A 25,726-nucleotide genomic window follows, 5' to 3' on the forward strand; every position below is an offset into this window, starting at 1 on the left:
CCCGGGAGGGTAGCCGGCGCGCCGGATGCGCGGTTCACGCTGGCGGCTGAACGCACGCTGCTCGCGTGGGTTCGGACGTCGCTGGGATTCCTGGCCGGTGGTGTCGCGATCGTCTACGTGGCTCCCGACATCACCGATCGCACACTGGAGACGACCCTCGGCCTGGTGATGGTGGCGCTCGGGTGTGCGATCGCCGTCATGGGCGGTTGGCGGTGGCGCCGGACCGATCGTGCACTGCGTGAGGGTGGCCCGATGCCGGGGTCCTCGCATCTGCTGGTGGTGGTCGCTGCCATAGTGGTGATTGCGGTGGCGATCGCGTTGACGATCGTCATCGGGCACTGAATTTTTCTCGAGCCACTGAGTACTTCCCGAGCCACAGACCAGGAGGGTCGGCGTCACCATGACCGATCACCAGTTCCAGAGCGCCGCGCAGACCTTTTCGCGGGGCATGGTGACCATCGGGGCGATCATCGTGATGGTCTGCGTCGGCTTCCTCACTTACATCTGGTGGCGCGACGGCCGGTGGCTGTGGGTCACCCTCGGCATCGTCCTGATCGTGGTGAACATCGCGATGCTCGTGATGACCTACCGCAAGGCTCGGCTCACCCCGCCCGCACAGCCCGCGGACGACGAGGACGACTGACCCCTCCCGCGGGATCGCCGCGACCGTGCCATACGAATACAGATTCCACCAAGTTGGCCGAAAAACCCTGATTTTGGGGGTCGAGGGTCCGCTCATGTGGAATCTGTATTCGTATGTGGCGCGCTCGCTCAGCGATCGTCGTGCGTCGGCGCCGTCAGGCCGACCGCCCGCCGACGATGTGCTGGCCCCGGTTCACACCGGCCGGGGAGTCGCTGTGCCACAGGACGCCGACCGCCTCGCGCATGAGGTCGTCGCGCAGGCTCGTCCTACCGCCGACACTGATCGCGCGGCGCACCACCGGCCGCGCACCCGAGAGCTGAACCCGCGGAACCGCCAAACGCCCTACGCCCCGGCCGCGCAGCACGCCTCGTCGTCGTCGGCCGCGAACTGGGTGCGATAGAGCTGTGCGTACCGACCGCCTCGTGCGAGAAGCGTGGGGTGGTCACCGCGTTCGACGATCCGGCCGTCCTCGATGACGGCGATCTGATCGGCGGCGCGGATCGTCGAGAGGCGATGCGCGATGACGATGGAGGTGCGTCCGGCCAGGGCCTCGCCGAGGGCTTCGGAGACCGCGGCCTCCGACGTCGAATCCAGATGCGCGGTGGCCTCGTCGAGAATCACCACCGACGGTTTCGCCAGGAGCAGCCGCGCGATCGTCAACCGCTGCCGCTCACCGCCGGAGAGCCGGTAGCCGCGTTCGCCGACGACGGTGTCGAGTCCCTCGGGCAGCGACGCGATCAATTCGTCGAGACGCGCCCGGCGCAGTGCCTCCCAGATCTCGTCGTCGGATGCGTCCGGCTGTGCCAGAACCAGATTGGCGCGAACGGTGTCGTGGAACAGGTGACCGTCCTGGGTGACCAATCCGACGGTGCGATGCACGGTGGTGGCGGTCAGGTCACGCAGATCCACGCCGTTGAGCTCGATACCACCGTCATCGACGTCGTAGAGGCGGGTGGCCAGCGATGCGATGGTCGACTTGCCCGCGCCGGAGCTGCCGACGAGGGCGAGCATGCCGCCTGCGGGGACGTCGAGGTCGATGTGGTGCAGCACCGTCTGGCCGCCCCGATTATCCAGTTGCGCAACCTCTTCCAGGGAGGCCAGCGACACCTTGTCGGCCGACGGGTAGGCGAACGACACGTCACGGAAGCGCACCGACACCCCGGCGTCGGAGCGGGGGACGTCGACGGCGTCGGGCTTGTCGACGATCAGTGGTCGCAGGTCGAGCACCTCGAAGACCCGCTCGAAACTGACCAGCGCACTCATGATCTCGACGCGGGCGTTGGCCAGCGCGGTCAGCGGCGCGTACATGCGGGTGAGCAGCAGGGCCAGGGAGACGACGGCCCCGGCCGACAGGTGCTGGTGCACGGCCAGCCAGCCCCCGAGCCCGTAGACCAACGCCAGTGCCAGTGCGGAGACCAAGGTCAGCGCCGTCATGAACACGGTCTGCAGCATCGCACGCCGAACCCCGATGTCGCGCACACGATCCGCGCGGTCGGCGAACTCCGCCGACTCCTGCTCCGGGCGTCCGAACAGTTTGACCAGCGTCGCTCCCGGAGCGGAGAACCGTTCGGTCATCTGGGTCGACATCCGGGCGTTGTGTTCGGCGGCCTCGCGCGACAACGCCGCCATCCGCTTGCCGAGGCGGCGGGCCGGAATGACGAAGACCGGCAACAGGATCAACGCCAGCACCGTGATCTGCCAACTGATCGCGATCATCACGCCGAGCGTCAGCACCAGCGTCACCAGATTCGACACCACCCCCGAGAGCGTGTCACTGAACGCGCGTTGGGCGCCGATGACGTCGTTGTTGAGCCTGCTCACCAGGGCGCCGGTGCGGGTACGGGTGAAGAACGCGACGGGCATGCGCTGGACGTGGTCGAAGACCGCGCGCCGCAGATCCAGGATCAGACCCTCGCCGATGTTGGCCGAGAGCCACCGCGTCACCACCGACGCGGCCGCCTCGGCCACCGCGATCACGGCGATCAGGCCGGCGAAGCCCGCGATGGCCGCGGCGGCGCCGGAATCCTGTGCGGTGATCAGGTTGACCACGTGCCCGGCCAGCAGTGGTGTCACCACCGTCAGCACGGCGGTGAAGATCGACAACACCAGGAAGGCGACGATCCGGCGGGCATGCGGGCGGGCGAAGCCGCCGATCCGGCGCAGTGTGCCGCGCCGATCGGGGCTGCGGGGCGTGCCGTCGGGGGAGGTCATCGATTTGTACATGACGTCCCACGCGACCGATTCCATGCTCATGGCAGCCAGGTTAGAACTTCAAGTGAACTTGATGTCCAGAACCGAGGCAGAACGACTGGTCCGGAGTACGAGAAGGGCCCGTACCGAGACCTCGGGGAGAGGTGACGGTACGGGCCCTCGTCGAGGGGAGGCCGTGAGCGCTAGCCGGCGGCCTGCGCCAGCGGCGTCCCGATGTTGTCGACGACGTAGCCGAGGCTGAGCACGGTCTGCCAACCGAACGCCTTCTCGAGTTCGCCCTCGAGGTAGACGCTGTGGTTGTCCTTGACCGCGGGCAGGTTCGCCAGCGCGCTCTGGTCCAGGATCGTCTGCTTGCCCTTGGGTGCGTAGGACAGCTGATCCCACACGATCACGTCGGTGTCGAGCTTGCGGGCTTCCTCCAGCGACAGCGTCGCGTAGAACTTGTCGCCGGCGGCCTGATCGACCTGCATGTTCGGGGCGAAGCCGAGAGCGGTGAAGAACTGCGTCCGGGGATCGGCCGCGGAGAACGCCGACAGTGCGCTGCCGTCGTAGGTGGCGACGCTGACGGTCTTGCCCTTCCAGTTCGGGTGGGCGGCCCCGAGATCGGTGATCTTCTTCTTCACGCCTGCGACGAGTTCGGCGGCCTTCTTGGGTTGTCCGACAGCCGCACCGATCTCCTCGGTGGTCACGTCCCACGGCTGCTCGTAGTCGGCGTAGTCGGCCTTCTGGGCGATCACCGGGGCGATCTTGGACAACGCGTCATAGGTGTCCTTGTCGATACCGGAGTAGACGGCGACGATCAGATCCGGTTTCATCGCGGCGATGGCTTCCGGATCGATCTCCTCGGCGTTGTAGATCTCCGGCTTCTGGCCCTTGAGTAGATCGGTGGCCCACGCGCCGACCGCCGCGCCCTTGGTGGTGGTCATGCCGTCCCAGTTGCGCACCGTCACCGGCACCACGCCGAGCGCCAGCAACGCATCCTGGTCGGTGTAGCCCAGCGACACCACGCGTTTGGGTACCGCGGTGACCTCGGTGGAACCGAACTTGTGGGTGATGGTCGCCGGCAGTGCACCCTGCTCGGCCGCCGGCGCCGCGCTCGACGACGAGTCGTCGGAATCCGAGCCGCAGGCCGTGAGGAGCGCCGCCACCAGGGCGACGAGCGCCATCAGGACAGCGCCACCACGTATCTTGTTGAACGTCACCATATCTCCTGTGTTCTCTCGGCGAAGCCGATCAGATTTCGTCCACATAACCGGCACGCGTGCCGAAGTACTCGGTGGCCGGTACCTCCCGGCCGTCGTCGAGCCGCAGACGATCGAGGACGATCGCCGGGGCTGGCCGATTGGGGGCGTCGGAGCCGCACACCACCGCGATGCCGCCTTCACACTCGACGGTGACGCGTCCGGGGGTGCCGCCGAAGCGGCCCCGCGACACATGCGCGCGTATCACCCGCAGCCGCTCACCGCGGAATCGGAAGTGCGCGTTCGGGTACGGGTCGGACTGGGCGCGCACCAACAGCTCGATGTCGGCGGCGCTCGCGGTGAAGTCGATCCGGGACTCGCGGTCGGAGCGCTTGTGGAAATAGGTGGCGCGAGCCGGGTCCTGGTGGTGATCGGTGAGGGTGCCGTCGGCGAGGGCCGACAGCGTCGAGAGCACCAGGGGTTCGATCAACTCGGTGGTGGCCGCCACGAGTTCGGTGGTGGTGGCCGTCGGTCCCACCGGGATCGACTGCTGCGCCACGATCGGGCCGCCGTCGAGTGTCTCGTCCATGCGGTGGACAGTCACCCCGACGCGGCTCTCCCGATTGAGCAGGGCCCAGAGGACCGGCGAGAATCCCGCGTACTCGGGCAGCAGGGAGTCGTGGACGTTGAGGGTGCCGTGGGTGGGTAGATCGAAGACGCTCTTGGGCAACCAGGTCCGCCAGTTGTTGGCCAGGATCACGTCGGGCTTGGCTCGGTGCACCGCGTCGATCAGGGCGTCGTCGGCTCGCTGCGCGACGTGGACCGGAACCCCATGGGCCTGCGCGAGATCCTCGACGGAGTCGCTGAACATCTGCTCGTAGGGGTGGGAGCTGGTGGGATGGGTGACGGCCAGGACGACGTCGTGCCCCGATTTCAGGGCCGCGGTGAGGGTCCGGTGCCCCCAGGTCTGATAACCGAAGGTCACTACGCGCACCCAGGTAGGTTAGTGGAGCCTTAGCTTATGAGTCAATTCGACCGAAAGTGCCGAAATGCCCATTTCTGCTGACCTGCTCGCACCGCACGCCGACGTTGTCTTCGATCTCGTGGACGAGCGCAGATCGCCGTGCTGGCCGCGGTATCGCGTCCTGCCCGACGGCAGCGCCGAGGCCTTGCTGATCACCGACCTCGACGCGCGTGGCGCCACCGTCGTCCGCGAGGACGGCGGTCCGCCGGTCGGGTTCGTGCCGATCGCGGCCGACGACCTCGCGGCACTGGTGGGCGACGCACCGCTGCCGCTGCCTGCCTCACCCGGCGTCGCCCGCGTCGAGATGGCCTTTCCGGCAACCAGTTATCGCATCGCACCCGGTGACGATGCACCCGGCGCCGATCCGTTCAACGCCGACAGCCCGGGTGGGCTGGTGTCGCTGCTCACCCATCCGCACGCGCCGCGGTCGGGGCTCGACGGGTTGGACCTGTGGCGACCGGACTCGGCCGATTGGGTCGAGGAGGCCGCGGAAAGATCTCGCCCGCAGCGCATTCGACTCGATCGTGGTGTCCTCGGCCGTCGCGCGACGATGCACCTGAGCGCTCCGCGTCGGGCCGCCGCCGACGGCATCGTCCCGGTGGTGCTGCTGCTCGACGGGGATGACTGGCTGCACCTGTATCCGCTGTCGTCCGCGCTCGCTGCCGCGGCCGCCGGATCGGCCGAGTGGGTGTCGGTGCTCGACTCGGTGGCATTGGCCTACCTGCCCGCACCCCTTGACCGGTCGGCGCGGGAGGACGAACTGACCTCGGCTGCAATGGCATCCGCGGTGGCCACGTCGGTGCTGGCCGCCGTGGACGCCGATCTCCTCGGGCGCGGGTTGCATCGCGGGTACACCGTCCTGGCCGCGCAGAGCCTCGGCGGGGTGGCCGCGGTGCGTGCCGCGGTTGTTGCCGCGGGCGCGGGCTCGGCGGTACGTGGTATCGATGCCGTTGTCGCACAGTCACCCTCGTTCTGGTGGCCGGCGCCGGCGATGGGCGGGCCGCTCGACGGGCCCGACGGTGGTGCGGTCCTGGAGGAACTCGGCGGTGACACGCTCGACCTCTCGTCGCCGGCCCTCTCGTTCCGGTTCACCGTCGGCAGTGGCGAGCCCGCCATGCACCGGCACGTCGATGCGGTGCGCACCGCACTCACCGACCGCGGTGCCCGGGCGACCATGCGCGTCATCGACGGCGGCCACGATCATGCCGTGTGGCGGCTCGCGCTGGTCCGTGACCTCTGCGACGAGCTCAGCACACGGCACTGACCCTGCTGTGACCACCTAGCCTCAATCGTTGTGTATCAACCGAATTCGGCGGCCATCGCCGAGACGGTCCGAAGCTCGTAGACCTCCCGCACCGAGACCGGCCGCCCGAACTCGCCCCGCAGCAGCGCGGCCAGACGAACCGCCGACATCGAATGCCCGCCGACCGCGAAGAAGTCGACATCGGAGTCGACATCGTCGCAGTCGAGGGCTTCGGCCATCAGGTCGGCGACGAGTTCCTCCTGCGGCCCGGCCAGCGGGCGGCCGCCGGACTCGACGAGGTCTCCCGCGCCGAGCTTGGCATGGTCGATCTTGCCGTTGAGTGTCAACGGAATCCGTTCCTGCACCGAGAATCGGGTGGGCACCAGGTAGTCGGGCAGCGCGTCACGCAAGCCGTCGCGCACCAGGGTCGTCAGGTGAGCCGGATCGTCGGTGTCGGCCACCAGATGACAGCACAACACCCCGTCACGGGCGATGGTCACCGCATCGCGGACATGGTCGGCGAACCGCTCGAGCACCACCGCCGACACCTCGGCGGGATCGACCCGATGGCCGCGGATCTTCACCTGGTCGTCGGTGCGACCGAGATAGTCGATCAGGCCGTCGCTGTTACGCCGCACCAGGTCTCCGGTCCGATACATGCGCTCACCCGCGGCGCCGGCCGGGCACGCCACCATCGTCGCGGCGGTCCGGGCCGCGAGATGGAGGTAGCCGCGAGCCAATCCCACACCGGTGACATACAACTCGCCGGCCACCCCGTCGGGCACCGGACGCAGCCACTTGTCGAGGATCATCACCTCGGTGTTGTCCACCGGCCGTCCGATGGACGGCGTGGCCGACTCGTCGGTACCCACGCCAAGGGTGTTGATCGTGTATTCGGTGGGCCCGTACAGGTTGTAGCCGCGGGTACCCGCGGTGGCTCGCAGCCGCGCCCACAGGGTGGTCGACACCGCCTCACCGCCGAGCAGGATGAGCGGCGGAATGTGTGCCTGCGCCGCGAGAAGTCCCTCGGCCACGAGTTGATCGGCCTGTCCGGGCGTGACGTTGAGGACGTCGATCCGGTGCTCGGCGACGTAGGCGACGAGCCCGGTGGCGTCGCGGCGCAGTTCCTCGTCGCAGATGTGCACCTCGTGACCCTCCGCGAGCCACAGGAGCTCCTCCCACGACATGTCGAAGGCGAACGAGATGGCATGGGCCACGCGGAATCTCCGGCCCGCCGACTGCACCGCCGGGGCAAAGATCCGCCGCCGGTGATTGGCCAGCATGTTGGCCAGGCCTGCATGTCCGATGACGACGCCCTTCGGGGTGCCGGTACTCCCGGAGGTGTAGATCACGTACGCGTCGCCTTCGGGATGGGCGCGCGAGACGGCCAGTGCCGGGGCCGCGGGATCGTCGGTGACCGGCATCAGCCGGTCGGCGGGAACCACCGCCGACATGCGATGGCTCGATTCGTCGGAGACCAGGACCACATCGGGAGCGCAGTCGTCGCAGATCGCGCGCAGCCGGTCGTCGGGGTGCTCGAGGTCCAGTGGCGTGTATCGCGCGCCGGACCACAGCACCCCGAGGATGGCGACGACCACCTCGGCGGAGCGGGGAACGGCGATCGCGACGGTCGAGCCGGGCGCGACCGACGCCTCCGCGAGCCGGCCGGCCAGCCGCATGACCCGATCGGCAAGCTCCCCAAGGCTCCACCGCACCGCGCCGCACACCAGTGCCACCGACTCCGGTTCGCGGCGCACGGCCCCGGCGAACTCGTCCATCACGGTCGACGACCACGGCTCGTTCGCGGCCGCCACCGCAGCCGGATTCGGGCCTGACACAGCAGGATCGGATGCCACCGGCAGGGCGGCCAACGGAGTATCCGGCGCCTGCGCGGTGCGCGAGAGTGCCCGCAGCACGGTCATGGCGTGGTCGGCCAGCCGCGTCGCCGTGGTCTCGTCGACCAGCTCGGCGCGATATTCGACCTTCAGCGTCATCTCGTCGCCGGGGGTGAACACCCACGTCAGCGCGAAGTGGGTGGAGTCCTCGGCCTCCTCGGTGAGAATCCCGTGCCGGTCCCGGGTCTCGCGGGCCGCCTCCGGGTCGAGGAAGTTCTGGATCACCACCAGCGAATCGAAGAGGGCGGTGACCCCCAGCTCTCGATGGATCTCACCGAGATCGGCCCCGTCATGCGGCATCGCCGCGGCACGATCGTCGGAGATGCGGCGCAACATCTCCCGGATCGGACGCCACGCGTCGACCTGGACACGGACCGGCACGGTGTTGAGGAGTACGCCCACGACCTCGTCGATGCCGGGCACCTCCAGCAGGTCGCGCCCCGACACCGACAGCCCGAACATCACGTCGGACTCACCGGTCGCTCGGTGCAGGGTCAACGCCATGGCGACGGTGGCCAACGCCGTCAACGTCACCCCGTGCGCGCGACCCGCCGCGAGGAGATCGGCGGTCTCGGTGGCGTCGAGGAAGCGGATGATCTTGCGCGGCAACACCTCGGCCGCTACCGGGGCCGGTGCGCCGACCTCCGCGGTCCGGCCCACCAGTGTCGGCGCGGCCATTCCGCCGAGAGCCGAACGCCAGAATGCGATGTCCTGCCGGTCATCTCGGGCGTCGAGCAGTGTGGCCACCTCGGCGAAGCCGGGCCGTGCCGGCCGCGGGGTACGCACCGCGGACTGTTCGCGATCACGCAACCGGTCGAGGAACTCGGTGAGGAAACGCGCCCTCGACCACCCGTCGAGCAGTGCGAGGTGATAGGTGAACAACACCGTGTCACCGTGACCGGCGCGCCGGACGATGGTTGCACGGGCGGCGGGCGAGCGGTCGAGCGGAATCGCCTGTGCGCGATCACGTTCCCGCAGGGCATGCTCGTCGGACGAGGTGCTGTCGATGTGGACGACCTCGACCGGCAACAGCACGCGCTCGTCACGCCCGGGCAGGTACTGGGTGGGTGATGCCGCACTCAGATCGAATCGCGCGCCCATCGCCGGGTGCACGACGACGGCGTCGGCGAAGGCCTCGGCGAGCTGATCCGGATCGATCTCCCGGTCGAAGGTCAACGCGGTCTGCGCGTGATAGGACCCCGACGGCGCGACCTGCGACTGGAACAGCAGGCCCCGCTGCAACACCGTCGGCGGCACCGGCACCGGGCCACGATCGGCCGTCCGGTCGATCTCGGCGGCCAGCGCGCCGACGCTGCTCCGCACCGCGTCGGTGATCGCTTCGGCGGTGATCTCCTGGCCGACGATGTCCGAGATCGACTCGGCCACGGCGAATTGCACCACCAGGCGCGGTGATGACCCACTGACCCAGACGTCGGCCTCGACGGCGTACGGGGTGCGCGGCGGGGCGGACGGTGGTGGGGTGGGCAACATCTCACGGCTCTCGCCGCGACCCAGATAATTCACCAGGATCTGTGCTCCGCCCTCGGCGAGCAGTCGGGACGTCCGCGCGTGGATGTGGCGTAAGGCCATGTAGCCCAGTGGGTCCGGCTGATCGGCGAGAGCCGCGGCCAGTTCGCGGGAGGTCACCGCGGCGTCGGTACGGGCCGTCACCCGCACCGGTGCGATCTGGGTGAACCATCCGACGGTGCGACCGCAGTCCAGCGCCACGTCGCCGCCGCGCACCGGCTCACCCGGATCGGGGCGACCGTGCCCTTCGATGTCGACGAGCAGGGTGGGTTCGGTGCCGAGCAGACGTGCGACCGACGCGAGCATGAGGGCGACGATCACCTCGGTGACCGCCGCACCGAGCGCGGACGCGGCCTCGTCGATGACGACAGCCACCTCCGGTCCGTCGACCTCGACGGTGTGGGTGGTGATCCGGTGTGCGTCGAATACCGTTGCCGCGACAAGTGGCTCGGTGGTGTGCAGGTCTCGCCAATGCTCGAGATCCGATGCGATGACGGGGCTGTAGGCCGCGCGCATCACCTGCTGCGCATACGTGGCATACGAACTCGGCTCCGCAGCCGGACGCCCGCCACGCAGGGCCTGCTCGAGGTCGTCGACGATGACCATCCACGACACGCTGTCGACCACCGCATGGTGGGCCAGCAGCACCACGCACTGTCCGGCGTCGAGGAGGGCAGCGGCGATCGGTCGGCCGTCGGCGATGCTGATGTCGTCGATCAGTTCACGCACCGCATCGGCCGGGTCGGCCGACGCCGACTCCCGCACCGGCGGCGTCGCCGGACCGGAGTCCGGCATCGAGATCGACAGCGCCGCATCGGCCTCGGTGCCGGTGATCACGGCGCCGAGCATCGGGTGTGCGTCGACGGCGGCGGTGAGAGCGGTGCGGATCTGATCGGCGGTGACGCCCTGCGGCGTCCGGACCAGCCGTGCCTGCACCAGGTCATCGGGGAATCCCCACTCGTGCTGGCGGAGCAGGATGGGCGTCGGCACGGGTGCCACGCCGGTTCCGGAATCCGCTGCCGCACTGCTCAAGACGGGCACCGCATCGGTACCGAGGCGTTCGGCGATCCGCGCCGGGGTACGGCCGAGGAACACATCGCGCGGGGTCACCTTGACGCCGCTCGCGGTGAGCCGGTTGGCCACCCGGATCGCCACGATCGAGTCGCCGCCGAGCATGAAGAAGTCGTCATTGCCGCCGACCGCGTCGAGGTCGAGGGCTTCGGCGATCACCGACGCCACGGCGGTGACCCGCGTGTCCGGGACGTGGGGGTCTCCGCTGTCCGGTGCTGCCATCTCGGGGATCGCGGCGACGGGGATCGCGACGAGTAGTTCCCGCAGCCGCTCGTCATCGCGTTTGCCGTTGACGTTGCGCGGCAGGGCATCCACCACGAGCACCTCGTCGGGCACCATGTGCGCCGGAAGAGACTCCCGAGCCGCGCGCCGCGCGCGGGCCGCGTGATCCTCGCCGGAGCCTGGTGCGCCGTCGGCGACGATTGCCGCACGTAGGCGCGGACCGTCGGCGGTGTCGACGGCCAGCACGGCGGCCTCGGTGGCGACCCCGGAACGGCGTAACGCGGCCTCCACCTCGCCCGTCTCGATCCGGAAGCCGCGTACCTGTACCTGCCGATCGGCCCGGCCGATGTAGTCCATCCCGCCGTCGGGCCGTACCCGCACCACATCACCGGAGCAGTACAGGCGGTCGCCACCGGCTCGCAAGTGGTTGGTACGGAAGGGGTTTGCGACGAATCGGGTGGCGGTCAGGTCCGGTCGCCGGTGATACCCCGCCGACACCTGCGGTCCGGAGACGTACAGGATGCCGGTCTCGCCCACCGCCACCGGACGGAGCTGCTCGTCGAGCACGTGAGTCACCAGACCGTCGAGCGGACGGCCGATGGGGCTGCCCGTGTCCTCGCGTATCCCGTCGGTGAGGGTCAGCGCGGTGACGTGCACCGTCGTTTCGGTGATCCCGTACATGTTGATCGCCACCGCACCGGGGTGTCGGTCCAGCCACCGGCCGGTCAGCGCCGGTTCGAGACGTTCGCCGCCGAAGATCAGGTACCGCAGGTCCGGAAGTGTCACGCCGGTCGCGTCGAGCGCGGCGAAGGCAGTCGGTGTCTGATTGAGCACGGTGATCCGCGCGTCGCGCAGGGCGCGGGCGAGATCGGCAGGGATGCGGGTCAGCGCGTGATCGACCACGACGGCCAGCGCGCCGGCGCGTAGCGGCGCCCACAGTTCCCACACCGAGAAGTCGAAGGCGAAGGAGTGTGCGATGCACCAGATGTCGTCCGGTCCGGTCACCACGTGGCTCTCGGCGTTTCGTAGCAGCGACACGACGTTGCGGTGGGTCACCACGACGCCCTTCGGGGTTCCGGTGGAGCCGGAGGTGTAGAGGAGGTACGCGGGGTCGTCGGGGCGGACGCGATGTGGTTGTGGGAGTGTGCCGTTGGGCTCGGCGGGCGTGTCACGCCCGTCGGGATCGGGGCACAGGACCGGGATGTGGTCGTCGGCGAGACGCTTCGCGAGCCCGGCGTGATCAGGGGAGGCGACGATCAGGGCGGGCCGGCAGTCGTCGACGATGAGGTCGAGGCGCTGCTGCGGCGAGTACGGATCGAGCGGGACATAGGTGACCCCGGCCAGTACCGCGGCGATGACGGCCTCGGCGAAGCGGCTCGATCGCTCGATCAGCAATGCCACGCGCGGTGGTGGGTCACCGGGCGTCGGGGCGGGTAAGGTGCGACGGATCTGCTCGGCGAGTGCTGTTGCAGTAGAGTCGATCTCGCCATAGGTGCGGGTGCTCTGCGCCGACTGGGCCCGCAGGTCGCCGAGCGCCGGACGGCTGCGGTGCGCACGGACCGCCGCGGTCCACACCTGCGCGAGCGTCGCATCGTCGTCATCGTCGAGGGAATCGAGAGCCGAACTCACCTCCGCGACGGTGCAGTCGGTCAGCAGCATCGTGGTCGCGGTGACGAGGTGCGCGGCGATGCGCTCGGCGCGAGCGCGGGGGATCACCGACTCGTCGTGGATCAGTCGCAGCGGTGCAGGGGCGTCCGGGGTGATCACCACCGTGAGCGGATAGTGCGGCGCGCCGTCGTTGACGATGTCGACGATCTCCAGGCCCGTTCCGCTGGTGTCGATCTGATCGCCACCGGTGCCGATCTCCACCACCACGAGGGTGTCGAACAGTTCTCCCGCCGATCGTCCGGCCGTGCGGGCGATGTCGATCAGGCCGATGTGCAGGCAGTCGCGGACCCGATCGTGGTGTGCGGCAAGCCCGTCGACGAGGTCGCGGGCGCGCCGGGTGGGCGCTGCCCCCGGCGCGCGGACGGGCACGGTGTTGATGAACATGCCGACGGCATCGTCGATCCCGTCCACCGGGGCGTCCCGGCCCGAGACGGTCGAGCCGAACACCACGTCGGTGCCGTCGTCGACACCGGTCATCCGGCGCAACGCCAATCCCCATGCGGCCTCCACGACATCGGGGAGGCGCAGCCCGGCCGCACGGGTCCGCGCCGCAAGCGTTGCGAGTTCCGGTGCGTCGAGCGACATCTCGGCCAGGGTGGTCGACGCCGTGGCGCCCGGCGCCACCACCACCGGATGGAGCCGACCGGCGAGTTCGTCGCGCCAGCGCGCCACGTCGGCGTCGTGGCGGCGGGCGGCAATCCAGCGTAGGTAACCGGCGAAACCGCGATCGAGGCGGTGTGCGGGCACCTCGGTGCGGTCCCGTGCGGCGGTATCCAGGTAGCCGGTATCCCGGTGGCCGGCATCCCGGTACGCGGCGAACAACTCGCGCAACGCGATCGGCACCGACCACCCGTCTGCGATCAGGTGGTGCACCGTCTGCACCACGACGTGGTCGTCGCCGTCGGGGATCACCGTGTAGCGCATCAGGGGTGCCGTCTCGGGATCGAAGCCGCGGTCGCGATCGGCGCGGGCGATCTCGTCGATGCTCACCTGTTCGGCGGTCCGGTCGAGCACGGTGAACTCGAGCCGGTCGGCGCAGTCGGTGTCGAGGAGCTGATACACCCGACCCGACCGTGTCGTCCGGAACGCCGCGGCCAGGGTGGGGTGGCGCCGCAACAACATCGCGGCCGCCGTCTGCAGCCGCTCGACGTCGAGGGTTCCGCGCAACGTCAGGATCTGTTGCTCCACATACATACTCGACTGTGCGCCGTCGAAGATGCTGTGGAAGTGCATGCCCTGCTGCAGCGGGGTCGGCGGCAGCACGTCGACGAGGCCGGGTCCGTCGATGGCGTCGAGTTCGTCCTGATCGAGGATCACCTCGCCGCCCGGGGTCAGGGCGAAGTCACCGGCCGAATGCGATGCCAGCGCGGCGATCCCGGCCACCGCGTGCAGGGCGCGCTCCCACAAGTCCAGAAGCCTGTCGATCCGGTCGTCACCGAACCGGCCGGCAGCCCAGGAGATCGTGGTGCGGAGCACGGCCCCGTCGGGGCCGGGTTCGGTGATGGCGTTGAACTCGAGTTCACGGGGGAGGCGTTGCCGCGGGTCGCGACGCTCACCGAGTTGGCCCGTCGGACCCAGCGGCGCGAAGTCTTTGGCCTCGGCGGCCCCGACCCGGCCCAGATAGTTGAACAGCACCTGCGGCGACCGGTCCGGCACCGCATCGGCGTGGTCGGTGTCTCCGTGGTCCGGGCCGAGATAACGGGTAATGCCGTAACCGATACCGCGGTGGGGCACCGCCGACAGCTGGTCCTTGACGGCCTTGAGTGCGCGGCTCACCTCGGCGGGGTCGTCGAGGTCGACGGCGCCGGGGTCGACGAGCACCGGATACAGCGTGGTGAACCAGCCGACGGTACGACTCAGATCGGCCTCGCCGCCGCCCGGGGTCGGGATGTGCCGGGTCTCGCGGCCGTGGCCCTCGAGTTCGACGACGCTGTGGGTGTGGGCGTGCGCCCCCTGGTGGTCCGCTCCCCGCTGTTCTGATCGGAACCGGGCCAAGGTCAGCGACAGTGCCGTCATCAACACCGCTTCGGCGCTGGTGGCGTATCCGGCGACGACCTCACCGAGCAGTGCCTCGGCCCCCGGCCCGCCGAACTCGTGCACCCGCGTCACCTCGTCTGCGACGCGGGCGGTCAGCTCCGTAGGGTCGTCGGCCAGCGGGGTGTCGGGGTGGGCGAGCACGTCGTCGAAGTAGGCGCGGTCGGCCTCGATGTCGGGCGCGGCCGCAATGAGTAGTTCGCTCCATCGCCGCAGTGAGGTGCCCTCGGCCTGCACCGGAGGGTCCACATCGGTTGTCGGAGAACCGGAATCGTCGAGTAACCCCTCGCGCCACGCCGCCATTGCGCGTGTGAGGTCGTCGGTGAGGATGTTCCAGGACACACCGTCGATCACCAGGTGGTGGATGACGACGAGAAGTCCGCGGGTGCCGTCGGCCGCCACGCGCAGACCGGCGGCCAGCACCACGCTGTGCGCCGGATCGAGCTGCCCGGTCAGCAGCTCGATGCTTTCGTCCGCTGTGCCCGAAGCCAATTCGGTCACGGGTACGACGTCGATCTCCTCAACGCGGGGTATCCGCAGGTGCAGCCGTGGTCCGGTGACCACGGTCGCTGCGAGTGCCGGGTGCGCGCGGACGGTTGCGGTCAGGATCGACTGCGCGGCAGCCTGATCGAGATCGTCCGGGGCGCGGAGCTCGACGGCCTGCACGAATCCGTGGATGTGCTCGGCGATCTCGCCCGCCCACCGGATGATCGGCATCGCGTCGACGACGCCGTCCGGCCGGTCGTCGGGGTCGGGCTGGTGGCCGGCGCGGGTGACACGCGCGGCCAGCGCACGTGGTGTGCGGGCGTCGAAGACATCGGACACCGTTGCGCTCCAGCCCTCTCGGCGCAGTGCGCCGAGGACCCCGATGGCGCGCAGTGAATCCCCGCCGACGTCGAAGAAGTCGGTGTCGGGACCGATCCGGTCGATACCGAGAGCTCCGGCGAGTGCCGCGGTCACCGCGGCCAGCGCCGGGGAGGCCTCCGCGCCGGGCTCGCCGACCGCGAGATCTGGCTGCGGGCCGAGCGCTTCGGAGAAGTCCGGATCGGGTAGTGCGCGCCGATCGAGCTTGCCGTTGACCGTCATCGGGAACGCGTCGAGCACCATCACCGTCGCGGGCACCATGTAGTCGGGCAGCACCGACCGCGACCATTCCCGGATGTCCGCCCCGCTCGGGTGGCGGCCCCGGTGGCAGACGACGTAGCCGATCAGCCGGCCGTCCTGCAGTGTCACACAGGGCATCCGCACGTCGGGATGCTCGGCCAACCCGGCCTCGACGTCCTCGAGTTCGAGGCGCATCCCGCGGACCTTGACCTGGTTGTCGGCGCGGCCGAGAAATTCCAGTGATCCGTCGTCGAGGCGCCGCGCCAGATCGCCGGTGCGGTACATGCGCTCGCCCGGCCGTCCGAACGGGTCGGCCACGTAGCGAGCCGCGGTGAGATCGCCCTGGCCCACATACCCACGGCCGAGCAGGAACCCGGCCGCATACAGCTCGCCGGGCTCGCCGGCCACGCTGGGCCGCAGCTCGGCGTCAAGGACATACAGCGCTGTGTTGGGGTTCGCCGACCCGATCGACGGCCCCATGCGGTCGTCGTCGCCGGCATAGATCACGTGGGAGACACCGATCGTCGCCTCGGCCGGACCGTATCCGTGGTACATCGGGATCTGCAGTTGTTCCCGGAAACGCCGGAACAGAGCCTGCGTCAACAGTTCCCCGCCACACCAGACGTGCCGCAAGGAGTCCAGCCGCGACCCGCCGTCGGCCAGCGCGAGCAGCACGTCGAGCATCGACGAGACCAGGTAGGCAAAGGTGACGTGCTCGCGGGCGATCAGATCGAGCAGATACTGTGGATCGCGTTCACCACCGGCGTGGGCGACCACCACCCGGCCACCGCTGATCAACGGCAGCAGGATCTCGTTGATGGAGATGTCGAAAGCCAACGGCGCCTTGAACAATGCGGCATCGGTCGGGCCGAACCCGAGGATCTCATCGCGTTGCCAGAGCAGTCGTTCGACGATGGCCTCACGCCGGATCATGGCGCCCTTGGGTTTTCCGGTCGATCCCGAGGTGAACACGACATAGGCGAGCCCGGCTCCGCGCATCGGTCGCGTGACGGGATCGACCTCCTGATCGGGTAGTTCTGCGTCGCAGTCGAATTCGATGATCGCCGGATCATTCGCGCGGTCGTGGGGCGAGTTCGCGCCGCGGCGGGTGACGAGCACCCGCACCTGCGCGCGCTCGATGACATCGCGCCGGCGGGCATCGGGCCACTCGGGGTCGACCGGCACGAAGGCGCCACCGGTCATCAGCGCGGCCACGATGGCCACCACCATGTCGGCCCCACGATCCATCGCGATCCCGACGAGCGCCTCGTCACCGATACCGCGGTCCTCGAGTTCATCGGCCAGAGAGGCTGCGCGGAGCCATAGTTCGCGATACGACAATCGATGCCGGTCGTCGATCACGGCGAGCGCATCCGGTGTGGCCCGCACGTGGTCGGCGATCAGTTCCACCACATCCGGTCGCCGCCGCGGGGCATCGGTGTCATTCCAACGACGCTGGCGCCGCAGACGCTGCTCGGCGGTGTCGGGCCGGACGGAGTCCAGGCGACGATCGGGGTGGGTGACGAGATCGCCGACGAGGTCGGTGAGGTCGTCGGGTGAGACCGGCGCGTCGGTGCTCACGCCGAGCCCGTCGCCGTCGAGGCGGGTGCTGACCCGCACCGACCCCACCTCGGCGATGACGGCGGCGTCCTCGGACTTCTCCGTGCGGTTTCGCAGCGCAGCAACAGTATCCAGCCCGCCGGCCACGTCGACCAGGCCGACCTCTCCGGGGGAGCTCGATCCGAACAGTGGTGTCGTGCTGATCTCGGTGGTCGTGCGGCCACCGTCGACGACGCGCAGCGATACGGCCGGGGCCGGTGAACCGTCGACGGCGCTGCTGCGCGCGGCCCACCAGGCGGTGGCCAGTGCGATGGTGGCCGCGGTGGACCCCACTCCCACGTCACCGAGGCGCGAGCGCATTTCCTGTAGAGCTGTCGGGGCGATGGTGGTGAGGACATTCGAACCGAGCGAACTCATCGTCAACCTCTCTGTGACGCCGGTGGCATGCGAGTGACACGTTCATGCGCTGCCGGCTGATCGGCCCGTGGTGGTGACGGACACAGTGGTATCGGACCCTGTGGAATCGGACCCTGTGATGTCGGGGGTGATAGCGGGTCGGGGTGGTGGGGTGAGTCACATGCCCGAGTGGGAGCGATGCTGCCCGCCCCGTCCCGACGCCGCCAACTCCGATTCGGCCGGTTCCGGCTGGGCCAGTTCGGAGATGATGGCCGAGCGCAGTTCACCGGCCCGGATGGCGATGTTGGAGAGCAGGGTGGCCCCGAGGCCGTGGGTGCCCTGGGAGGCCCCCTGGACGAACAGTCCGGCGATGCGGGTGCCGTCGACCACCGCCTGATGGTCGCGGCCGACGACGCATGTGTCACCGATGGAACTGATGCCGTCGACGCCCGGTGAGGTGAATCCGGTGGCGCAGACGACGGCGTCGACGGTGACGGTGTCGTGGGTGCGATGGATACGGTCGTACAACTCGACCTGCACGCGCCCCTGATCGGTGACCGAAGCCGAGGTCACCGCGGTCGATCGGCGCAGGTGCAGTCTGCTCTGGCCGGTCACCGACTCGCGGTAGTGGTGATCGTGCAGGGTGGTGAGCAATTGCGGCTCCACACAGGAGTAATTGGTGTAGCGATGCCGGTTGAGCAGGTCGGCACGGACATCCTCGGATGCGGCGTAGAAATCGTCCACCGCGGAGGGGTCGAACACCTGGTTGGCGAACGGGCTGTCGTCGGCGGGGGCGAAGCCGTAGCCGTGGAAGGTGGAGGTGACGCCTGCGCCCCGGGTGTAGAGGTAGTCGATGGCCTCCGCGGCCGACTGCCCACCGCCGACGACCAGGAATTCCGATCCGGCGATGTCGGCCCGCAGGGCATCGAGATGATCGAGGAAGCGGTGGTTGTGGAAGACCCGGCCGCTCTCGGTGAGCTCGGGGCGATCGGCCCACTCCGGCAACCGTTCTCGCAGGCCGAGCGCGACGACGACGGTGCGCGAGAAGTATGTCTCGACCGACCCGTCGTCCAATGTCGTCACCACGCGAAAGCGTGCTCCCGCCGGGGCGTCGGCGTCGTGGGGATCGACCTGTTCGACCCCGATCACGTTGCGGCCGTAGCGGACATCGGCGGCGACGTGGTCGGCGACCCAGGACAGGTAGTCGGCGAATTCGACCCGTTCGGGGGTGAAGGTCTGCCGGTTGATGAAGCCGGTCAGCCTGTCCTTCTCCACCAGATAGTTGACGAAGGTGAATCGGCTGCGCGGATTGCGTTGGGTGACAAGGTCCTTGAGGAAGGAGATCTGCATGTTGGTCCCGGGTAGGAGCATGCCGGGGTGCCAGCCGAACGTGTGGCGACGTTCGAGGAACACCGTGTCGAGCGGTGGAGAGTTCTGGTCTGCGTCGTCGTATTCGCTCATGGCGATCGCGAGCCCGAGGTTTCCCGGGCCGAACCCCACGCCCACCACGTCGCGAGTTGTGGTCATCGGCTTCACTATCACACACCTCTGATTTGGTTAGCCTAGCCTTTGTTTGTCCTCCAAAGATACGACATTGTCGGCCAACCGGAGAAACGCGGGACTCGCGGCGAGGACGAGAGTGGTCTTTCCCCGCCGGCGTCGGCGGACCGTGTCGGCGGTGATTGCCGAGGTCACCGCGTCGACCGCGGAGGTCGGGTCCACCAGCACCAGGATGTCCGGATTCGCATGCAGCGCACGGGCCAGTGCCACCCGCTGGCGTTGTCCGCCGGAGAGGTTGCCCCCGCGGTCGGCGACCGGATGATCGAGGAGCGCGGCGGTGTCGTCGACCAACTCGTCGAGACCCAACTCGGTGAGGATGTCCGCCGGCTCCGAACCGGGCTCGTAGTGCGTCCCGTCGGGGTGGACGACCGCGCCCAGGCGCCCGCCGAAGATCGCCGGGTGCCGCGCATCGGCGAGCACCACCCGCCGGAGGCCGGCCGCGTCGAGATCACCGATCTCGGTGCCGCGCACCGAGATCGACGGTGCCTCGGGGGGCGCGTCGGGACCCGCGGCAAGAGCGGTGGCCACCCGTGCTGCTTGGTCGGTGGTGCAGTCGACCGCCACCAGGGCGCCTGCGGTCACGGCGATCTCGGTGGTGTCCACCTGCACGAGGAGGTCGGGATGCGTACTCCGGTGGACCGTGCCCGACGGCGCCGGGGTGGTCACCGGGGCACCGCCTTCGCCGGTGCGCCCGGATCCCAGCAGTACCACCCGGCGGGCCGAACCCCGTGCCAGCGCGGCGAATCGAGGCATCCGGCTGAGCTGGCCGAGGGGTTCGGCGATGAATTGGCTGAGTCCGACCACCGCGACCAGATCGCCGATGGAGATGTCACCGGAGAATGCGCGGACGCCGGCCAGCGTGCCGACCACGCCGACGAGAAGGGCTGCGGCACCGGCGGAGATACCCTCGTACACGCCGGAGATCCGGGCCAGGCGTTCGGCATGGCTGCGCGTGGTGGCCGACAGTGTGCGGTAGCGGTCGTATGCCGGGCCGCGTCCGGCGAAGCCGCTCAGCGGCCGCAGTCCGCGCAACAGATCCGCGACCGCGCCGGTCGCCCGGGCGATGAGCTCCTGCTGTTCCTCGGTACGGTGGGTGACCTTGCGCGACAACAGGTTCAGTGCGGCCAGCAACAACACCGTACTTACCAGGGCGACGCTGCCCAGCAGCGGATCGATCACCGTCAGCACCACGGCACCGGCCAGCACGCCGACCGCCGAGGAGATGGTCACCGGGATCACCTCGATGATGTCGGAGGCCTGCGCGGTGTCCTCGGCAATCACCGTGACGTACTCGTCTCGCGACAATGGCGAATCGTTGTCGCGCGCGGTGATCACCTTGGCGGACAACATCGCCCGCAGGTGACGCACGTGTCCGGCATTGGCCCGCTGCAGCCCGCGATAGGCGGTGCGCCACGACACCGACACGCACGTGATGACCGCGCCGAGGGCCGCGATCGAGATCACCGGCGCCCACCAGCTGTCCGAGGTCATCGCTCGATCGATGATGACGCCGAGGAGCACCGGCACCGCCGCCTCGGCGGCCTGGTACACGCACAGCAGTACCGAGCCCACCGCCACCGCGCCGCGATTGCGTCGGACGGCGTCGCGCAGCAGGGCCACCGCGGCACGGTCGGGTGTCCGGCTCATCGGGCGCCGTCCTCTCGAGTCCCGTCGTGCTCGGTGGCGCTCGACCACACGCGCCACAGCGCGGCGTACCGTCCGTCGGCGTCGAGTAGTTCTCGGTGGGTGCCGTACTCCACCACCCGGCCGCCGTCGATGACGGCGACGGCATCGGCCGCCGCCGACTGGCTGAGGCGGTGGGCCACGATCAACGCGGTGCGACCGCGGGTGACGGCCGCCGCCGCGGCCTCGAGCCGCGCCGCGCCGCGAGAGCCGGCCTCTGCGGTCGACTCGTCGAGAACCACCACCGGGGTGTCGCGCAACAACAGCCGTGCCAGCGCGATCTGCTGGGCGCGCATCGGGTCGAGCGTGAGGCCGCCGGAGCCGATACGGGTGTCGAGGGCCTCGTCGAGTTCGCGGACCCAGTGATCGGCACCCACCTTGGCCAGCGCCGACCACAGCTGCTCGTCGTCGGCGTCGGGTCGGGCCAGACGCAGATCGTCGGCGAGGGTGCCAGCGAATACATGGGTCTCCTGCGTCGCCACGCTCGTGAACGCGCGGATCCGGTCCTCGCCGAGACCGGAGATCGGTACATCGTTGTAGCGGATCGCATCCGGTGGCGCGCCGATCGGGGTGAGCACCCCGGCGGTCAGCGAGGCGATGGTCGTCTTGCCGGCACCGGAGGCGCCGACCAGCGCGAGACTCGTGCCGGCCGGGATCGTCAGATCGACGTCGTCGACCGCCGGGGCACCGTTCGCGTGATAGTGGTGGCGCAGCCCGCGCACCACGATCTCCACCGGCCCCGGCTCGGCGGGCGGCAGATGCGGCCGGGTTCCCGGAGCGAGGGTGTCGATCACCCCGACGACCCGGGTCATCGCCGCCCCCGACCGTTGAGCCTCGTCGAAGAAGGTCAGGATGGCGCCGATCGGATTGAAGAGTCGATGGAACAACAGGGTGGCCGCGGCCACCTGCCCGAGACTGACGTCACCGGCCCGCAGCAGCAGCCATCCGACGACGATGATCAGTGAGAGACCGACGAATTCGGCGCGGTTCTCGCGAGAGACGAACCGTTCGAGTACCCCGAACACCGAGACGGAGATGTCGCGCACCGAGCGGGCCGAGGCGTCGATCCGGTCACGGGTGGCGGTCTCCAGACCGTAGGCACGGACCGTCGTCAGCCCGTCGATACCTCCGACGAGGCGGTCGATGTGATCGGCCTCGGCGGTGCGGAGCTGGCGATACTTCGGTGAGGACCGGGGCAGATACCAGCGCATGGCCGCGACATAGGCCGGTGCGGCGCCCAGACCGGCCAGCGCCAACCGCCAGTCGAGGGAGAACAAGCCCGCCACCGAGACGACGATGAGCACCGACGAGCTGAAGATCGCGGGGATCGCGGTGCGCGAGCCCGCGACGAGAACCGCGATGTCGGCGCCGACCCGCGACAGCGCATCCCCGTGTCCGGCCCGTTCGATCCGGGTGACCGGCAGGCACAGCACCGCGGCCACCACCCGCTCGCGCATGGTGGCCAGCAGGCGTGCGATCAGGGTGGCGAGCAACGTTTCCGACAGTGCGGTGAACACGGCGGTCACCACCGCGGCGATCACCACCGCGATCGCGACGCCGACGAGGATTCCGCGGTCGTTGCCCGCCCGGACCGCGTCGACGATCGAGCCGAGCGCGAGCACCGCGACCAGCGAGGCACCTGCTCCGATGACCGAGGTGAGCACCACCCCGATACTCAGCGGCAGATGCCGACGCAGCTCGGCGCCGAGGTAGGCGAGCACCTCACGCGGCGTCGCGATCGGCAGCAGCGTGGATGCGTCGGACTCGTGGTGCTCCGGCGACGGCTGCGTCATACGGCGCGGCCCCGTGATTCTGTGCGGCCTCCCGGCACGACGTCGGTACACCGCTCGCCGACGGGCACCACCAGCGGCCGCGACGACACCGGATCGGCCATGACGCGGCTACGCAGACCGAACACCTCCCACAGCATTTCTTCGGTGATCACGTCCTGCGGTGCGCCCTGGGTGATCACCGCGCCGTCGCGCATCACCACCAACTCGTCGCTGTAGCGGCAGGCCAGCGCCAGATCGTGCAGCACCATCACCACCGTCCGCCGCTGTTCGGTGTGCAGGACGTCGATGAGGTCGAGGACCTCGAGGCTGCGGGACAGATCCAGGAAGGTGGTCGGCTCGTCGAGGAGCAGTGTGTCGGTCTGTTGCGCGAGCACCATTGCGATCCACACCCGCTGCCGCTGTCCGCCGGAGAGCGAATCGACGGTGCGGTCGGCGAGATCGGCCACGCCGGTCTGGGCGAGAGCCGCATGCACCACATCGCCGTCGCCCGCCGACCACTGGCGCAGCCAACTCTGGTGGGGATGGCGGCCGAGGGCGACGAGGTCGGCCACCAGGATTCCCTCCGGCGCGATCGGACTCTGCGGCAGCACCGCCATCGCGGTGGCGAGTTCCCGCGTGGACAGATCGCCGAGCGCCCGCCCGTTGATCTCCACCCGTCCCGACGAGATGGGGATCAGCCTCGAAAGTGCTTTGAGCAGTGTCGATTTGCCGCAGCCGTTGGGGCCGATGATGCAGGTCAGCCGTCCACGGGGGATGGTCAGGTCCAGGTCGGTGATCACCGGCGTGCCGCGGTAGCCGACGCTGATGCCGCGGGCGGCCAGTGCCTCGGTGGGGGGCGCACTCATACGGTCACCTTTCGATTCACGCGGATGAGGAGGACGAGCAGGAACGGCGCACCGAGAGCGGAGGTCACGATGCCGACCGGAGCCGATCCCAGGGCGTAACGCGCGAGGAGATCGGCGTAGAGAACGAGCGCGGCCGCGACCAGTGCGCTGCCGATCACCGGCGGGGTGGGGCTGCGATAGAGGAGCCGGGCCAGTTGCGGTGCGGCCAGCGCGACGAAGGTGATGGGGCCGGCTGCGGCGACCGTCGCCGCGGTCATCACCACGGCCGGGATCCACAGCAACAACAGGGTGGTGCGGACCGGCACACCGAGCGCACGAGAGACGGCGTCGCCGAGATGGGTGACCCGAAAGTCGAACGCCGCCAACGCGATCAACGACATCCCGACGCCGATCGTGATCCACAGCGGGACGACCTGTCCCCAGGTACGGGCCTCCAGTGATCCGGTCAGCCACGATACGACGTCGGCGGCCTGGGCCAGACGTGACTGCACCAGCATCAGCGAGATGACGGCGCTGGCCAGGGCATTGACCCCCACCCCGATGAGCACCAACCGCATCGATTCCAGGCCGCCCCGGTAGGCCAGCGCGGTGATGACGACGGACACCAGGATGCCGCCGAGGAGCGCGGCCCCGAGCGTTCCGACGGTGACCCCGCCGATCACCAGGCCCGCGGGCAGCAGTACGAGCATCGTGACGGCGGCCGCCGAGGCGCCCATCGAGACACCCAGCAAATCGGGGCTGGCCAAGGGATTCCGGGCCAGTGACTGGGTGATCGCACCGGCCGCACCGAGCGCCACACCCACGCCGAGGCCGACCAGCACCCGCGGCATGCGCCAGTCGAGCACGGTCACCCGGTCGATGCGGTCGCCGCCGCCGACCACGACCTGCGCCACGTCGGCCAGCGGGATGAAATAGGGGCCCGACGCCAACTCGACGAGGGCGGCGATGACCACGATCGCCGCCAGCAGCAGCGTCAGCAGCACGCCTCGACGCTTGATACGCATGCGCGGTACCGGCCAGACGAGTTCGTCGGGGCGGGGGAGGGTGGCCGTCATGTCTGCACCATCCGGCGGCGACGCACCAGATAGATGTAGACCGGCACGCCGATGAACGCGAGGATCACCCCGACCTGGACCTCGGCGGGACGCATGACCACCCGGCCGATGACGTCGGCGACGAGCATCAACGCGGCGCCCGCGGGCATACACGCCACGAGTAGCCAGCGATGGTCGGGGCCGGTGAAATGCCGCACGATATGCGGGACCACCAGCCCGAGGAAGGCGATCGGTCCGGCTGCCGCGGTGCCCGCGGCGGCCAGCAGGGTCAGGGCGAGAAAGCATGCGCCGCGGATCATCCCGACCCGGACGCCGAGCGCGGTGGCCAGTTCCGGACCTGCGGCGAGCACGTTGAGCGACGGGCCGCATGCCAGGGCCACCACCACGCCGACGATCATCAGTGGCGCGACACCGGCGAGGATGCCGAGGTCGCGTTCCACCAGCGAGCCGGCACTCCAGAAGCGGTACTGGTTGAGGCTGGCCTGATCGTGCAGGATCACCGCTGTCGTCCCGGCGATGAAGAACGCCGAGCACGCCGCACCGGCGAGGATCAGTGACAGCGGGTTGGCGCCCCCGCCGCCGAGCGAGGCCACCCCGAAGACCAGTGCAGCGGCGATGATCGCGCCGGCGACGGCGAACCACACGTAGGCCGACACGCTCTGCAGGCCGAAGAGGAAGACCGCGAGCACGGAGAAGAATGCGGCGCCGCCGGAGATGCCGAGGACACCCGGGTCGCCGAGCGGATTGCCGGTCAGGCCCTGCACGAGCGCCCCGGACAGGGCTATCGCCGCACCGACCGCGATGGCCATCAGGGTGCGGGGAATTCGCTGATCCCACACGATGATCCCGATGTCGCCGCCATGGCCCCGACCCGCGGTCAGGGCGTCGATCACCTGGGCCGGATCGGTCCAGCGCGTGCCGATCCACAACGACAGCACCGCACCCACCAGCATCAGCACGACCGCGACCGACACGGTGAGCACGCGGCGTCGGGTTGCGGTCGTCATCGAC

Annotated in this window: 14 protein-coding genes; 3 read left to right on the forward strand and 11 right to left on the reverse strand. The window is 69.5% G+C overall.

All coding sequences use genetic code 11. The features are described from left to right. The first annotated feature begins 39 nt into the window (after positions 1–39). Positions 40–342 carry a DUF202 domain-containing protein gene (locus P3L18_RS26255; RefSeq protein ID WP_079931337.1) on the forward strand — a complete coding sequence of 101 codons (303 nt, stop codon included), beginning with the start codon at positions 40–42 and terminating at the stop codon, positions 340–342. A 58-nt stretch (positions 343–400) separates the two neighbouring features. Next, the gene (locus P3L18_RS26260) at positions 401–643 is read left to right on the forward strand and encodes a hypothetical protein (protein ID WP_079931335.1); all 243 of its coding nucleotides are present in this window, start codon (positions 401–403) and stop codon (positions 641–643) included. 154 nt (positions 644–797) lie between these two features. On the opposite strand, the gene P3L18_RS26265 is transcribed toward P3L18_RS26260, so the two are convergent. The 4 genes from P3L18_RS26265 to P3L18_RS26280 form a co-directional block, all read right to left on the reverse strand. Beyond that, positions 798–980 (reverse strand): hypothetical protein, encoded by a 183-nt coding sequence (locus P3L18_RS26265; RefSeq protein WP_172398925.1) that lies wholly within the window; start codon positions 978–980, stop codon positions 798–800. Positions 981–985: 5 nt separating this feature from the next. Further along, on the reverse strand, positions 986–2,896 hold the full coding sequence (locus tag P3L18_RS26270) for an ABC transporter ATP-binding protein (protein WP_276115782.1): 1,911 nt from the start codon (positions 2,894–2,896) through the stop codon (positions 986–988). Positions 2,897–3,036: 140 nt separating this feature from the next. After that, positions 3,037–4,059 carry an iron-siderophore ABC transporter substrate-binding protein gene (locus P3L18_RS26275; RefSeq protein WP_276115783.1) on the reverse strand — a complete coding sequence of 341 codons (1,023 nt, stop codon included), beginning with the start codon at positions 4,057–4,059 and terminating at the stop codon, positions 3,037–3,039. A gap of 28 nt (positions 4,060–4,087) precedes the next feature. Continuing rightward, positions 4,088–5,029 carry a methionyl-tRNA formyltransferase gene (locus P3L18_RS26280; RefSeq protein ID WP_079931331.1) on the reverse strand — a complete coding sequence of 314 codons (942 nt, stop codon included), beginning with the start codon at positions 5,027–5,029 and terminating at the stop codon, positions 4,088–4,090. A gap of 55 nt (positions 5,030–5,084) precedes the next feature. Here P3L18_RS26280 and P3L18_RS26285 point away from each other — a divergent pair, with 55 nt between their 5' ends. Continuing rightward, complete coding sequence (locus tag P3L18_RS26285; RefSeq protein WP_276115784.1) at positions 5,085–6,323, forward strand: alpha/beta hydrolase-fold protein; 1,239 nt, start codon at positions 5,085–5,087, stop codon at positions 6,321–6,323. Between the two features lie 35 nt (positions 6,324–6,358). Here the strand turns inward: P3L18_RS26285 and P3L18_RS26290 are convergent, their stop codons facing one another. The 7 genes from P3L18_RS26290 to P3L18_RS26320 all read right to left on the reverse strand — a co-directional run bounded on the left by P3L18_RS26290 (position 6,359) and on the right by P3L18_RS26320 (position 25,722). After that, complete coding sequence (locus P3L18_RS26290) at positions 6,359–17,800, reverse strand: non-ribosomal peptide synthetase (RefSeq protein WP_276115785.1); 11,442 nt, start codon at positions 17,798–17,800, stop codon at positions 6,359–6,361. Between the two features lie 156 nt (positions 17,801–17,956). Continuing rightward, complete coding sequence (locus P3L18_RS26295) at positions 17,957–19,306, reverse strand: SidA/IucD/PvdA family monooxygenase (protein ID WP_079931328.1); 1,350 nt, start codon at positions 19,304–19,306, stop codon at positions 17,957–17,959. 30 nt (positions 19,307–19,336) lie between these two features. Beyond that, positions 19,337–20,986, reverse strand: coding sequence for an ABC transporter ATP-binding protein (locus tag P3L18_RS26300; protein WP_276115786.1), 1,650 nt, complete (start codon positions 20,984–20,986; stop codon positions 19,337–19,339). Further along, the gene (locus tag P3L18_RS26305) at positions 20,983–22,815 is read right to left on the reverse strand and encodes an ABC transporter ATP-binding protein (RefSeq protein WP_014358672.1); all 1,833 of its coding nucleotides are present in this window, start codon (positions 22,813–22,815) and stop codon (positions 20,983–20,985) included. The genes P3L18_RS26300 and P3L18_RS26305 overlap by 4 nt, the downstream gene beginning before the upstream one ends. Next, positions 22,812–23,660, reverse strand: a complete 849-nt coding sequence (locus tag P3L18_RS26310; RefSeq protein ID WP_079931325.1) for an ABC transporter ATP-binding protein — start codon at positions 23,658–23,660, stop codon at positions 22,812–22,814. Before P3L18_RS26310 ends, P3L18_RS26305 begins: the two co-directional genes overlap by 4 nt. Then, positions 23,657–24,715 carry an iron chelate uptake ABC transporter family permease subunit gene (locus P3L18_RS26315; protein WP_276115787.1) on the reverse strand — a complete coding sequence of 353 codons (1,059 nt, stop codon included), beginning with the start codon at positions 24,713–24,715 and terminating at the stop codon, positions 23,657–23,659. Before P3L18_RS26315 ends, P3L18_RS26310 begins: the two co-directional genes overlap by 4 nt. Beyond that, positions 24,712–25,722: an iron ABC transporter permease gene (locus P3L18_RS26320; protein ID WP_006369471.1), complete on the reverse strand. Its 1,011-nt coding sequence runs from the start codon at positions 25,720–25,722 to the stop codon at positions 24,712–24,714. Before P3L18_RS26320 ends, P3L18_RS26315 begins: the two co-directional genes overlap by 4 nt. Positions 25,723–25,726: the final 4 nt, after the last annotated feature.

Origin of the sequence: Gordonia sp. N1V, assembly GCF_029269935.1 — a bacterium.
In the GTDB taxonomy this organism is placed as follows: Bacteria; Actinomycetota; Actinomycetes; order Mycobacteriales; family Mycobacteriaceae; genus Gordonia; species Gordonia polyisoprenivorans.

Excerpts from the sequence above, each read along its gene's own strand:
- P3L18_RS26260 (WP_079931335.1), top strand. The coding sequence starts at position 401 with ATGACCGATCACCAGTTCCAGAGCGCCGCGCAGACCTTTTCGCGGGGC.
- P3L18_RS26270 (WP_276115782.1), bottom strand. The coding sequence starts at position 2,896 with ATGAGCATGGAATCGGTCGCGTGGGACGTCATGTACAAATCGATGACC.
- P3L18_RS26275 (WP_276115783.1), bottom strand. The coding sequence starts at position 4,059 with ATGGTGACGTTCAACAAGATACGTGGTGGCGCTGTCCTGATGGCGCTC.
- P3L18_RS26285 (WP_276115784.1), top strand. The coding sequence starts at position 5,085 with ATGCCCATTTCTGCTGACCTGCTCGCACCGCACGCCGACGTTGTCTTC.
- P3L18_RS26290 (WP_276115785.1), bottom strand. The coding sequence starts at position 17,800 with ATGAGTTCGCTCGGTTCGAATGTCCTCACCACCATCGCCCCGACAGCT.
- P3L18_RS26295 (WP_079931328.1), bottom strand. The coding sequence starts at position 19,306 with ATGACCACAACTCGCGACGTGGTGGGCGTGGGGTTCGGCCCGGGAAAC.
- P3L18_RS26300 (WP_276115786.1), bottom strand. The coding sequence starts at position 20,986 with ATGAGCCGGACACCCGACCGTGCCGCGGTGGCCCTGCTGCGCGACGCC.
- P3L18_RS26305 (WP_014358672.1), bottom strand. The coding sequence starts at position 22,815 with ATGACGCAGCCGTCGCCGGAGCACCACGAGTCCGACGCATCCACGCTG.
- P3L18_RS26310 (WP_079931325.1), bottom strand. The coding sequence starts at position 23,660 with ATGAGTGCGCCCCCCACCGAGGCACTGGCCGCCCGCGGCATCAGCGTC.
- P3L18_RS26315 (WP_276115787.1), bottom strand. The coding sequence starts at position 24,715 with ATGACGGCCACCCTCCCCCGCCCCGACGAACTCGTCTGGCCGGTACCG.
- P3L18_RS26320 (WP_006369471.1), bottom strand. The coding sequence starts at position 25,722 with ATGACGACCGCAACCCGACGCCGCGTGCTCACCGTGTCGGTCGCGGTC.